General features: G+C 64.9%; 12 protein-coding genes. 1 reads left to right on the forward strand and 11 read right to left on the reverse strand.

What is annotated here, in order from left to right; genetic code table 11:
• The first annotated feature begins 162 nt into the window (after positions 1-162).
• Positions 163-2001 (forward strand): ATP-dependent zinc metalloprotease FtsH, encoded by a 1839-nt coding sequence (gene ftsH, locus FFS60_RS17600; RefSeq protein ID WP_137822680.1) that lies wholly within the window; start codon positions 163-165, stop codon positions 1999-2001.
• A gap of 40 nt (positions 2002-2041) precedes the next feature.
• Here ftsH and FFS60_RS17605 read toward each other — a convergent pair whose 3' ends face one another.
• The 11 genes from FFS60_RS17605 to aguB form a co-directional block, all read right to left on the reverse strand.
• Positions 2042-2290, reverse strand: a complete 249-nt coding sequence (locus FFS60_RS17605; protein WP_256658105.1) for an acyl carrier protein — start codon at positions 2288-2290, stop codon at positions 2042-2044.
• On the reverse strand, positions 2280-3419 hold the full coding sequence (locus FFS60_RS17610) for a dihydrolipoamide acetyltransferase family protein (protein ID WP_028629363.1): 1140 nt from the start codon (positions 3417-3419) through the stop codon (positions 2280-2282). The genes FFS60_RS17605 and FFS60_RS17610 overlap by 11 nt, the downstream gene beginning before the upstream one ends.
• Before the next feature lie 36 nt (positions 3420-3455).
• Positions 3456-4430, reverse strand: coding sequence for an alpha-ketoacid dehydrogenase subunit beta (locus tag FFS60_RS17615; RefSeq protein ID WP_028629362.1), 975 nt, complete (start codon positions 4428-4430; stop codon positions 3456-3458).
• Positions 4427-5416 carry a pyruvate dehydrogenase (acetyl-transferring) E1 component subunit alpha gene (gene pdhA, locus FFS60_RS17620; RefSeq protein ID WP_028629361.1) on the reverse strand — a complete coding sequence of 330 codons (990 nt, stop codon included), beginning with the start codon at positions 5414-5416 and terminating at the stop codon, positions 4427-4429. The genes FFS60_RS17615 and pdhA overlap by 4 nt, the downstream gene beginning before the upstream one ends.
• On the reverse strand, positions 5413-7170 hold the full coding sequence (gene acsA, locus FFS60_RS17625) for an acetate--CoA ligase (protein ID WP_137822681.1): 1758 nt from the start codon (positions 7168-7170) through the stop codon (positions 5413-5415). The genes pdhA and acsA overlap by 4 nt, the downstream gene beginning before the upstream one ends.
• A gap of 63 nt (positions 7171-7233) precedes the next feature.
• Positions 7234-7902, reverse strand: a complete 669-nt coding sequence (locus FFS60_RS17630; RefSeq protein ID WP_137822682.1) for a dienelactone hydrolase family protein — start codon at positions 7900-7902, stop codon at positions 7234-7236.
• A 17-nt stretch (positions 7903-7919) separates the two neighbouring features.
• Entirely contained in the window at positions 7920-8603 is a 684-nt protein-coding gene (locus FFS60_RS17635) for a phosphoribosyltransferase (protein WP_028629358.1), read from the reverse strand.
• Between the two features lie 84 nt (positions 8604-8687).
• Positions 8688-9596, reverse strand: coding sequence for a universal stress protein (locus FFS60_RS17640; protein ID WP_171016536.1), 909 nt, complete (start codon positions 9594-9596; stop codon positions 8688-8690).
• Positions 9597-9877: 281 nt separating this feature from the next.
• A complete protein-coding gene (locus FFS60_RS17645) occupies positions 9878-11002 on the reverse strand; it encodes an agmatine/peptidylarginine deiminase (RefSeq protein WP_137822684.1) in 1125 nt (374 codons plus the stop codon).
• A 31-nt stretch (positions 11003-11033) separates the two neighbouring features.
• Positions 11034-12137, reverse strand: a complete 1104-nt coding sequence (locus tag FFS60_RS17650) for an extracellular solute-binding protein (protein ID WP_137822685.1) — start codon at positions 12135-12137, stop codon at positions 11034-11036.
• 2 nt (positions 12138-12139) lie between these two features.
• Positions 12140-13048 (reverse strand): N-carbamoylputrescine amidase, encoded by a 909-nt coding sequence (aguB, locus tag FFS60_RS17655; protein ID WP_137822686.1) that lies wholly within the window; start codon positions 13046-13048, stop codon positions 12140-12142.
• Positions 13049-13052 lie beyond the last annotated feature (4 nt).

Genomic DNA, 13052 nt, shown 5'->3' on the forward strand with positions numbered 1-13052 from the left:
GCAGCCCTGCGGCCTGCCTGGCGATTGATATCGCCCCTACAACGCCCCCCGAACACTGCAACGACTTGATGCGCATCAACTCGGCCCGCCACGACGCGATCAGACTCGAACAGTGAGCGTTCGCAGGCGCTTGCTTCCGCGATTCCAGCAGGAGGGGCCGTCATGGAGAAGCAGCATCAGTGGAACATCTGGTACTTCATCGTCACCTTCAGCGCGCTGATGTTGCTGCAGAGCTGGTGGACGGAACAGCGTGCCGTCGAAACCCTCCCCTACAGCGAATTCCTGATCCTTTTGCAGCAGAACAAGCTCGCTGAACTGCAGATCACCGATCAACGCATCTCCGGCACGTTGAAAGAACCGATCAATGGTCGAGCCCACTTCGTCACCAATCGGGTGGAACCTGCCCTTGCCGACGAGTTGGCCTATGCCGACGTACGCTTCACGGGCATACGCGAAAACACACTGATCAGCACCCTGCTCGGCTGGTTCCTGCCGCTCGTGCTTATCTTCGCTCTCTGGAGCTTTCTTTTTCGGGGCCTGGCGGAAAAACAGGGGTTGGGCGGCCTGGTCAACGTCGGCCGGTCCCGCGCCAAGGTTTTCGTGCAGCGCGACACAGGCGTCACCTTCAATGATGTGGCCGGTATAGACGAGGCCAAGGCCGAACTGGAGGAAGTCGTGTCCTTCCTCAAGGACCAGCCACAGTACAGCCGGCTGGGCGCGCGGGTACCGAAAGGCATTCTGCTGGTCGGGCCGCCAGGCACCGGCAAGACGCTTGTCGCGAAGGCCGTAGCGGGCGAGGCAGGCGTGCCGTTCTTCTCGATCTCCGGCTCGGAATTCGTCGAGATGTTCGTGGGCGTTGGCGCCGCGCGCGTCCGCGATCTGTTCGAGCAGGCGCGCAAGGCGGCCCCCTGCATCATTTTCATCGACGAACTGGATGCACTGGGCAGGATGCGCGGCATGGGCTCCTGGGGCGGGAATGACGAAAAGGAACAGACCCTCAACCAATTGCTCGCCGAGCTGGATGGGTTCGACCCTCGCGAAGGGGTCGTGCTGCTGGCCGCCACCAACCGACCCGAGATACTGGACCCGGCACTGCTGCGCGCAGGCCGTTTCGACCGGCAGATCCTGATCGACCGGCCCGACCGCCGTGGCCGTGCGGCGATCCTTCGGGTGCACCTCAAGCAAATCCGCGCCGGTAGCGACGTCGATTGCGACCAGGTAGCCGCAATAACCACCGGGTTTACCGGCGCCGAACTGGCCAATCTCGTCAATGAAGCCGCACTGGCGGCAACCCGCCGAGGCGATGACGCGGTGCACATGGGCGACTTCAACATCGCCGTGGAACGTATCGTTGCCGGTATCGAGCGCAAGAGCCGGCTGCTGCAACCCGAGGAACGCCGGCGGGTGGCCTATCACGAAATGGGCCACGCCCTGGTTGCAGTCGCCATTCCGAGCATGGACCCGGTGCACAAGGTGTCCATCATTCCCCGCTCCTTCGGCACCCTGGGCTATACCTTGCAGCGCCCGACCGAAGACCACTTCCTGGTCAGCAAGCAGGAGCTGAAGGATCGCATCGTGGTGCTCCTGGCCGGACGCGCCGCGGAATTCCTGGCGTTGGGAGAAATCTCCACGGGTGCCGCCGACGACCTGGCCAAGGCCACGGACATCGCTCGGCAACTGGTCACGCGGTTCGGCATGAGCGACGAGCTGGGCCAGGCCGTGCTGGAGAAACAGGGCGGAGCCTACCTGGGCGATCATTTCCCGCTGGCGCACGACAAGGACTATTCGGAACAGACGGCGCGGGAAGTCGACCTGTGTGTGCGCCAGCTTCTGGATGAGGGCTATGCACGTGCAAAGGCGCTGCTGACTGAACGCCGCAGCGACCTTGACCGAGGCGCTCGCCTCCTTCAGGAAAAGGAATCCCTGACCCCTGACGAATTTGCCCCCCTGGCGCGTGGTTTGAGCAGCGTACCGGTCAAAGGCGCCAGGGCTGCGTCGTAGGACCAGGCTCGCATGTGTCCCCGCTCACCGAGGTCAGCCCTCAGCGGAGCCGCTGGCCGAGATAGGCCACCAATGCGTCAAGGCTGTCGAGTTGCCGGTAATCCGTTTCCGGAATGCTCACCCCGGTGGCCTGATGCAGCATGCCGAGGAACCGCAGCCAATCCATCGAGTCCAGGTCCACGTCTTCGCGCAGGGGGCGATCAGCGCGCAGTAACTGCGGTTCGATCTCGGGCGCAACCGTCTTCAGCGCGTCCAGCACCTGCCGGCGAATTTCCTCGTCATTCATCATTCGTTCCCCCTAGCAGCTCGGGTGTCTGCAACAGTTGCTCGATCTCAGCGAGGAAGCGGGCACCAGCGTGCCCGTCACTGGCCCGATGGTCAGCCGCCAGACTCGCCACGACGGTGGGTCTGACACAAAGCTTGCCGTCCTCGACCCAGGGCCGCTCCGAAATGCGGCCGAAACCGACCAATGCCACCTGCGGTGGATAGATCACGCCGAACACGGACTCCGCGCCCTGATCACCCATCTGGGTCACCGTCAGGCCCGCCTCCGCCAACTCCGAACTGCGCAAAGAGCCATTGCGCGCCCGCGCCACCAGGTCGCCGAGTTCGAACATCACCTGCGCCAGGCCCTTTTCCGCCACGTTCTGCAGCACCGGAGCGACCAGCCCGCCCTGGCGTAGCGCAATGGCAACGCCCAGGTGGGTACCCGCGGTGGGCTGGAACGCCCCGTTCTTCCAGCAGCCGTTGAACTGCGGGTGCCGGCGCAATGCCAGGGCGACCGCCTTGAGCAGCATGGCAGCCGGCAGCAGGCGCTCCTGGGGCGGTTTCGCGGCGTTGTAGGTACTCAACCACGCCAGGCAGGCTGCGAGGGAAATGGTCTCCGACAGGTAGTAGTGCGGAATCTCACGCTTGGATCGGCTCATCAACTCGGCAATTGCCTGGCGCATGGCTGCGGCACGGTCGACGGGCGTGTTGGCGGTGGCGGCCCGCTCCACGTCCTCCAGCGACACGACGCCGTGAGGTCCGCTCCCCGACAAGCTGTCCGGGTCGATGCCAAGCTCACCGGCGCGCCGACGTGCGGCCGGCGACACCTTGTGCCGGGTCGGTGCCGGGTGCTGGTTGGTCTCAGGAGCGGCGACTTCCGGTTCCGGCCTGCGCGGGGCGGTTTCGGCGGATTCGCCCGCCTCCAGCAGTGTCGCGATCAAGGTGCCGACCGGTACCTTGCCGCCGGGCTCGAGGAGCAGCTGGAATACCTCACCGTCGTGCCAGCACTCCACATCCACCGCCGCCTTGGCCGTGTCGACGACGGCGACCACCTGGCCCCGCCGAACCTTGTCGCCAGGCTTGACCCGCCACTCGAGCAACGTCCCCTGGTCCATGTCCGCGCCCAACGACGGCAGTTTGAACTCGATCATCCACACCTCATTGGCCCGATGCGGGCCGCAAAGCGATCAACCACAGATGCCATGCGCCGCGGCGACGATAGCCGCTACCTGGGGCAGCGCGGCGTCCTCCAGGTGCTTGGCGTAGGGAATGGGTACTTCGGCGCTGCATACCCGCACCGGCGCCGCATCCAGCTCGAAGAAGCCCTGCTCGACGATCCGCGCGATGATCTCGGCAGAGAGGCTCCCGCTACGCCAGCCTTCGTCCACCACCAGCACGCGGCGCGTCTTGCGCACCGAGGCCAGAAGCGTCGCGTCGTCCAGCGGGCGAAGCACACGCAGATCGATCACTTCGGCGTCGATCCCTTCGCCCATCAACTGCTCGGCCGCCGCCAGCGCCTTGTGCAGGGTTCCGCCGTAGCTGATCAGCGTCAGGTCCCGCCCGGCCCGGCGCACCTTTGCCGAACGAATATCCACGGGTTCGTCGGGATTCAATTCACCTTCCAGGTTGTACAACTGGGCATGTTCGAATATCAGGACCGGGTCCGGGTCCTGCAACGCCGGCCAGAGCATGCCGCGAGCATCCTCGAGGGTCGCCGGGGCGAGAATCTTCAGGCCCGGGATGTGCGCGTACCAGCCTTCCAGGCTATGGGAGTGCTGGGCCGCCAACTGGCGACCGGCGCCGGTCGCCATGCGCAGCACCAGCGGCACCGAAAATTGCCCGCCGGACATATGCCGCAGGGTCGCGGCTGTATTCATCAAGGGGTCCAGCGCCAACAGGCTGAAGTTGACGGTCATTACCTCCACGATCGGCCGCATGCCACCCAGCGCTGCGCCGATTCCAGCGCCGACGAAGGTCAGCTCCGACAGGGGCGTATCACGGATTCGCTCCGCGCCGAACTCCTCCAGCAAGCCCTTGGTCACTGCGTAGGTACCGCCGTAGCGACCGACGTCCTCACCCATCAGGAACACCCTGGAGTCGCGCTGCAGGGCATCGCGCAGGGCCTCGCGTATTGCCGCGCGGTAGGTGGTTGGCTGGCTCATGGCGCCGCCTCAGGGGTGTACACATCACGCATCAGCTCGGTGGCAGGCTCAAGGCTTCCCGCCTCTGCAAAGGCCACGGCCGCCTCCACTTCCTGGTCGACCGTGCCGGCAAGCGCGAGAAAACCGGCCTCATCGAGCATGCCCTGCGCTTTCAGCCGGGCGCTGAAGGTATGGATCGGCCCCCGCGCTTTCCACTGCTCCACCTCGGCCTTGTCGCGATAGAGCTCGGGGTCGAACATCGAGTGCGGCCGAAACCGGTACGTCTGGAACTCCAGGAAGTACGGCCCGCCACCCGAGCGAATAGCCGCAACGGCTTCGCAGGTGGCCTGGTGCACGGCGACCACATCCATGCCATCCACGGCCCTGGCCGCAACCTTGAATGCCGCTGCCTTGGCGCAGAGGTCCAGCTGGGATTGCGAGCGCGCCAGCGCTGTGCCCATTGCGTACAGGTTGTTCTCACAGCAGAAAAGCACGGGCAACTGCCAAAGTGCGGCCAGGTTCATCGACTCGGCGAATGCCCCCTCGGCCATGGCGCCCTCACCGAAGAAGCAGGCGCTGACACGGCCGCCGCCCTGCATCCGCTCCGCCAGCGCCAAACCCACCGTCAGCGGCAAGCCCCCGGCGACGATGGCGTTGCCCCCAAAGAAACGCGCGCCCGCATCGAACAGGTGCATGGAACCGCCACGCCCCCGTGAGCAGCCTTCCTGCTTGCCGAACATCTCGGCCATGATCGCCCCCATGGGCACCCCCTTGAGCAAGGCATGGCCATGCTCGCGGTAGGTCGCAACCACCGCGTCGTCGCTGCCCAGGGCATGCAATGCGCCAACCGCTACCGCTTCTTCCCCGATGTACAGGTGCAGGAAACCCCGAATACTGCCCTCCCCGTACAGCTCGGCTGCGCGCTCTTCCAGGCGGCGGATGCGCAGCATGTCGCGCAGCAGGCACAAGGCGAAATCAGCCGGGTAAGGCACCGGGGGCACGTTCATGACGGATTCTCCAAGGTCGAGAGATCGCCTTCCGGCAGGCCGAGTTCACGGGCCTTGAGCAGCCGCCGCATGAGTTTTCCGCTGCGCGTGTGCGGCAGGCTCGCAACGAACTCCAGCTCTTTGGGAGCCACCGCAGCCCCCAGGCGTTTGCGCGCGTGCCCCAGCAGTTCGTCATGCAGGACCGGGCTGGCGATATACCCGCCCTTGAGCGAGACGAAGGCCTTGACCGTCTCCCCCACCAGCGGGTCGGGCTTGCCGATCACCGCGGCCTCCGCCACGGCCGGCAGTTCCATCAGCACACTTTCCACTTCGAAGGGGCCGATCAGGTGCCCGGCGGACTTGATCACATCGTCATTTCGACCCACGAACCAGTAGTAGCCGTCGCGGTCCCGCCGGGCCAGGTCGCCGCTGAGGTACCACTCCCCGGCGAAGCAGCGCCGGTAGCGCTCTTCCTGGCCCAGATAGGCCTGGAACAGAGCCGGCCAGGGCTTCTTCAACGCCAGTTCGCCGACCTGATCATCACCCTGGAGCGTCAGTTGACCGTTCTCAATGGAAACGATCGCCGCCTCTACCCCCGGCAGCGGTTTCCCCATGGAGCCAGGCTTGATGGCCATGCCGGCGGTATTGGCCACCATGATTCCGCCGGTTTCGGTCTGCCACCAGTTGTCATGGATGGGTTGGCCGAGCGCTTCAAGCCCCCACCAGACGGCCTCGGCATTCAAGGGCTCGCCGACGCTGGCAACGAAGCGCAGCGCCGGAAAGCGGTGGGCAGCGGCCAGCGCGGTGCCGGCCTTCATCAACATGCGGATGGCCGTGGGGGCGGTGTACCAGACGCTGACACGCTGCCGTTCGAGTATCTGGTACCAGCGCTCGGCATCGAACTCGGCGCAATCGACGATGCTGGTCACACCGAGCATCAAAGGCGCGAGGATGCCGTAGGAGGTGCCCGTGACCCAGCCGGGGTCGGCGCTGCACCAGTAGATGTCGTCGGGGTGCAGGTCCAGCGCGTACTTGCCGGTGACATAGTGCGTCACAGCGGCGCCGTGAACGTGCAGCGCGCCCTTGGGTGTACCGGTGGTGCCGCTGGTAAAATGCAGCAAGGACGGACTGTCAGCCGTGGTGGCAGCCATGGTGAAGCTGTCGTCGGCCTCGGCCAGCAGGGCGTGAAGGTCCAGCGTGCCTTCGGGCATCGGCTCGCCCTCAGGGACGCCGAACAGCAACACATGCCTGAGCGACGGCAAACCACTGCGAATGCCAGCCACCTTGCGCCGGTATAACGTCTCGCTGGTCACCAGGATGCTGCCGTCGCCCAGGCGCATGCGGGTCGCGATGGGTTCCGGCCCGAACGCTGAGAACAGCGGTGAAACCACACAGCCCTGCTTCAAGCCGCCCAGCACCCCCAGGTACAGTTCGAGGCTGCGCTCGCAGAGCACGAACAGGCGCTCGCCTGCGCTAACGCCAAGGCCCTGCAACAGGTGCGCGAAGCGGTTGGTCTGCAAGCTCAGGTCTCGGTAACTGATGTCGCTTGCCTGGCCTGCCCGGTCCAGCAAGCGCAACGCCACTCGGTCCGGTTGCGGACCGCGGGCATGCCGGTCGACCGCCTCGAACGTCAGGTTGAGTCCGCCATCGGGCAGGCCGGCCAGGGCGCTCGCCTCATTGTTCCAGGAGAACGCCGCCCGCGCCTGCACGCTGTCCTGCCAGTTCGGGGTTACCCGAAGCTCGTTCGTGACCTTTTCGATAATGCCTGGACGCATGGCACCCTGCCCCTTCAAGAATGCTGCCGTTGGAACCTGTCGGAGGTGGGCGCTACCGGTTGGCTAGGCGCTCGCACGCGTTGCTTCGCCCAGATGTGCCTCGAACCAGTCGCCCGCCAGGCGGGCGACTTCCTGCAGCGTGCCAACCTCCTCGAACAGGTGCGAAGCGCCTGCAACCACCTCCAGTTGCTGCTCGCAGGACAGGGCTCGGCACACTTTTCGATTCAGTCCCAACACGTGAAGATCATGGTCCCCTACGATCTGCAGGGTAGGCGCGCGAACACGGCCAAGCGCCTCTTCGGCCAGATCGGTGCGGCCGCCGCGACTGACGATCGCCTGCACATTCGCCGGCCGCTCAACCGCAGCCGACAAGGCTGCAGCCGCGCCGGTACTGGCACCGAACAGGCCGACCGCCAGCCGGCGCAACTCCGGTTGCACCGACAGCCAGTCGAGGACACCCACAAGCCGGCCAGTCAGCAGCGGGATGTCGAACCGCAGCTCACAGGTCACCCGGTCGCGGCGCTGTTCCCGCTCGGTAAGCAGATCGAACAACAGCGTGGCGAAGCCCCGCTCGCTCAAGTACTGGGCAACCTGCTGGTTTCGTGGGCTCAAGCGACTGCTTCCGCTGCCATGCACGAACACCACCAGGCCCGTGGCGGCGGGCGGCAACAACAGGTCACCGGACAACTGCACATCCGCCAATTCAATGTACTGGGGTCGACGCTGAAGCATGGAGCACCTCCGGGCATTCAGCCCTGTCGTTGCTGCTCGAGGCGCCAGGCTCGCTGCAGCAGGTCGATCACCGTCTGGTCCATGACCTGGCAGAAGTCCACATACCAGCGGCCGATCGCCGTGAACCACTCGGGCTGGAAGGGACAGATCACCTCGTCGGCCTCCTCCTGCAACTCGGCTACCGTGTCATCCGGCCCCACCGGTACGGCCACCACTATCCGTGCGGCGCCCTGTTGCCGGGCCGCGCGTACCGCAGCCAGCATGGTGGCGCCGGTCGCCAGGCCGTCATCCACCAGGATCACCACGCGCTCACGCAGGTCAGGCGCGGGGCGCATACCGCGATAGGCCTGCTCACGGCGCTGCAGTTCCAAAGACTCACGCGCCACTTCCGCATCCAGCGTGGCGTCGTCGATGCCGTGCATGCTCACTACGTCGCGATTGACCACCCGCACGCCACCGCTGGCGATAGCGCCCATGGCCAACTCCCGATGCGCCGGAACACCCAGCTTGCGTACGAGCATCAGGTCCAGGGGCAGCTCCAGCGCCGTGGCAACCTCGTAGGCCACGGGGACGCCACCGCGCGGCAAGGCCAGCACAATGGCGTCTGACCTGCATCGGTAATCCGACAGCAGCGGCACGAGCGCCTGGCCCGCAGCCACTCGATCACGGATGGGGATTTGTATCGAACCGGAACACAACATCAGTCAAGCCTCCAACCTGGTTAACGACGCGCCCGGCAGTGCATGGGCGAGCGCCCCTCGCAACACCGTCTGGTTCGGCCAGCCTCACCTTTCGACAGGCGGCCTGATGGCGAAGATGCTGCTGGCGACCTGGTAAAGAGCGTGCTCGGTCGTGCTGCCCAGTACCTTTTCCAGCCCCTTGTGGGTCAGGGTTCCCATCACCACCACATCCATGCCGGCTTGCCGCGTGAAGTCGGCAATGACCCGCAGCGGTGTACCCAGCACCAGGTGCCGGCGGTCGTTCGGAACGCCGAAGCGATCGGCCAGCGCGTCGAAGCTGGCGCGCCGCTGCCTGTTCAACTCGCGCTCACGCGCCGAAGGCCACTCCAGCGTGTCGGTGCCGTATACCGGGTAGCCGGATGAATGCTCGTAGGCATGCAACAGGTGCAACTCGGCATTGCATTGCAGGGCCAGGTCGCGGGCTGCCGCGAGAATTCGTTCATCGAGGGGGTCCATCTCGCCAGCTGGCGTGGAAAGGTCTACCGCGGCAGCCACTTTCCACGGCAGCGGGTGTTCCGCGAACGACACCAGGTGCAACGGCACCGGGCACTCACGCAACAACTGCCAGTCCAGCGGCGTCATGAAGGCCCGCTGGAGCGCTGGCTCGCGAAAGGTGTCCTTGATCACCAGGTCCGCAGGCAGTTCTTCTACATGGCGAAGCAGCTCATCCAGGGGGTCCTCGGTCCAGAGCACTTCCGTGGTGGCCTGGATACCTCGGGCGCGCAACTGCTCGGCGACCTCTCGCAAGCGCGACTCCTGGCTTTTGATGAACTCGACATGCAGGCGTTCCTGAACCGCCCTGTCCATCAGCCATAAAGCGGCATAGGGGCTGCCACAGGTCACGATATGGATCGCGGCACCGCTGGCTTCAGCCAGGGCAGCCGCCCGATTCAGTGCAGAAGATGGACCCGGCCCAGGCGCTAGAATCAGCAGCAAGCGGTGATACACGCTCATGGAATCCTCCAGGGGCTCTGTTGATTGCCGCCCGACGGTTCTTTCGATTCCAGACTCAGCCTGCAAGAACTCGGAGCTGGAGATTGGCACTGCCCTGTATGGGTAAAACATGCTGCCAGCCGAGCGGGCCCGAGTTGATATGCATCAAATTCACCGCGAACTCGCTCGCTGTCGCCGTTGACTGGACGACCGGCAAGGCAAGGGACATCGCGGCGACCAGCACGCTGCCGGCCCCTGGCCGGTAGCCCGGATGCACCTCAGGTCAGACCGAACCGCGAACCTCAAGCGAGCGGAAGATTCTTGGTCACGCAATGGATGCCGCCACCGCCGGCGGCAATCGGATCGATGTTCACCTGCACCACCGCGCGGCCCGGATACAGCTTGGCCAACAGGTCCTTGCAGTACTTGTCGGCGGCGGCATCGCCAAACTCCGGGGCGATCACCGCGCCGTTGATCGACAGGTAGTTGATGTATCCCGGGGCGAAATCCGGGTTGTTGCGGGTGTACTGATTGCTGCGCACGCGCAGCGGCGGCGGCAAGGTGTGGACCACCAGCTTGCGCCCATCGGCGTCGGTGGCGGCGTTGAGAACTTCCAGGTGCTTGCGCGTCAGGGCGTAGTCGTAGGACTTGGGGTCGTTGTCAAGGTTGGCGATCACCACGCCGGGTTTGACGAAGCGCGCATAGAAGTCGACATGGGCGTCGGTGATGTCCTTGTTCCTGATACCCGGCAGCCAGATGACCTTGCGCAAGCCGAGGTTGGCTTTCAGCTCGGCTTCGATCTGAGACTTGCTGAGCCCCGGATTGCGATTGCCGTTGACCCAGCAACTTTCGGTGATGATCGCGGTGCCGTGCCCATCCACCTCGATGCCGCCGCCCTCGCCCACCAGTGCGCTGCGGATGTAGGCGGCCTCCATCTCGTAGCCCAGGGCATCGGCCACCTGGGTGTCGTTGGCCGACGTCTGCTTGTTGCCCCAGCCGTTGAAGTTGAAGTCCACCAGGCCAAGGCCACCCGCCCCGTCGACGACGAAGCAGCCGCCGTAGTCGCGCACCCAGACATCATCCAGCGGCATGGACAGGAACTCGATGTTGGTGGTACCGCATTTGCTCCTGGCCGACGACAGCTGGTTGGCCCGGCACAGCACGGTAACCGGCTGGTACCTGGCAATGGTCCTGGCCAGCAGGGCAATAGTGTTGTTCACCGCGGGCGCCCAGTCCTCCCAGACAGTGGAGGACGCCGCGAAGGCAAGGATCACCCGCTCCTGCGGGGCGTGCTCGTCGGGCATGTACCAGCTGCCGGCCAGGGCGGCGGGCACACGGGCCGCGCCAAGACCAAGGCCGAGCGTGGCAGCGGCGCCGATTCCGCTGGCGGCCATCATCTGCTTGAGGAAGTCACGACGTGTAGGCATGGAAGGTCCTCTGTTGGGTAGGGATGCGGTTTCAGTCGTGGATGGCCGTCTTGAAGGTGGTCCATGCGCGCATTCGCGCACGCATGTCACGCTGCGGGATGTCCTTGCCGGGGATCAGCCGCGTGTAGGTCGCCTCGTCGACATAGATGTCCGGGTTATTGCGCATGTCGGCATCCACCATCGGCCGGGCCAGGGCGCTCGAGGTGGGATAGCCGGTGGCGTTGCTGATCGCCGCCATGTTTTCCGGACGCATGACGAAGTTGATCAGCGCATAGGCGTATTCCGGGTGCTGGGCATCGGCGGGGATGGCCATCGTGTCCATCCACACCGTGGTGCCTTCCTGGGGGATGCGGTACTGGAAACGCGTGGGCTTGCCGGCTTCATCCGCTGCACGCTGGGCCTGGGTCATGTCGCCGCTGTAGCCGAGGGACACGCACAGATCGCCATTGACCAGTTGGGTGACCGGCTGTGACTGGAACTTGCGGATATAGGGCTTGATGCCCTTGAGCAGCGCCACCGCCTCGGCCAGTTCGCCCGGCTTGCTGCTGCGGGGGTCGTGGCCAAGGTAGTTGAGCACCACGGCCAGCACTTCATCAGGCGAGTCGATCATCGAGATGCCGCAGTCCGCGAACTTCGCCGCCTGCTCGGGCTTGAAGATCATGTCCAGGCTGTTGACCGGCGCCTCGGCCAGACGCTGGTCGATCATTGCCTGGTTGTAGGTCAGGCCGATGGTGCCCCAGGTGTAAGGGACCGTGGCATGCCGCGAGTACGGATACTTCGTCTGCAGCGTCCGCAGGCCGGGTTCGACGTCCTCCAGGTGTTCGAGTTTGCTGCGATCGAGCTTCTGCAAAGCGCCGGCGCGCATCAGACGCTCAGCCACGGTGTCGCCGGGGAAGATCAGGTCATAGCCGCTGTGGCCGGACATCATCTTGGCCTCCAGCGTCTCGCTGCTGTCCATCACGTCGTAGATGACCCGGATACCCGTCTCGCGGGTGAAGGCGTTGAGCGTGTCCGGGGCGAAGTAGTCCGCCCAGTTGTACAGGCGCAGGACCTTTTCCTCGGCCTGCGCAGCCAGTTGCAGACCGCTCAGGCCAAGGCCCAGCGAGACGATCAAGAGTTTCTTCATGACATTCATCTTCAGGCTCCCTGGCGCTGCCAGCGCTCGTGGATTTGACGACCATCCAGCCCAAGCAACGCCCCGTACATTTCCGGCCGGCGATCACGGTAGATGCCCCAGTTCAGGCGGTCCTCACCCATGGCGGCGAGGTCCAGCCGCTGCACCAGCACACCCGTGGTATCGCGATCGGCCTCGACCAGCAGCTTGCCCTTGTGATCGGTGATGAAGGACGAGCCGTAGAAACGCATCTGGAGACTAGAGTCGCTGGTAGCCACTTCCCGACCGACGCGGTTGGCGGCGATTACCGGCAGGATGTTGGCGGCAGCATGGCCGCGCTGGGTCAGTTGCCAGTGATCGCGCGAGTCCAGCCCGGTAGCGCCCGGCTCTGAACCAATGGCCGTCGGATAGAGCAGCACTTCGGCCCCCATCAACGCCATGCAACGCGCGGTTTCGGGGAACCACTGATCCCAGCAGATGCCCACGCCGATGCGGCCGAAGGCGGTATCCCAGACGCGGAATCCGGTATCGCCAGGGCTGAAGTACTCCTTCTCCTGGTAGCCAATGGCGTTGGGGATGTGGGTCTTGCGGTACACACCGAGCAGGCGGCCGTCGGCATCGGCCACCGCCAGCGAATTGAAGAACGCATTGCCGGCACGCTCGAACCAGCTCAGCGGCAGCACTACCCCCAGCTCGCGGGCAAGATCGGCAAAGCGTTTGAGCACCGGGCTATCGTCATATTCCTGCGCCAGTGACAGGTGTTTGTGGTCCTGTTCGATGCAGAAGTACGGCGTGGCGAACAACTCTTGCAATAGGATCAGTTGCGCGCCCCTGGCGGCAGCCTCTCGCACCAGTTGTTCGGCTTGATCGAGGTTGCTTTCCAGGTCCCAGCTGCAGGCGAACTGGGTGGTAGCGACGGTCAGTCCAGTCATGACA

Origin of the sequence: Pseudomonas sp. D(2018) (assembly GCF_005502555.1) — a bacterium.
Lineage (GTDB): Bacteria > Pseudomonadota > Gammaproteobacteria > Pseudomonadales > Pseudomonadaceae > Metapseudomonas > Metapseudomonas resinovorans.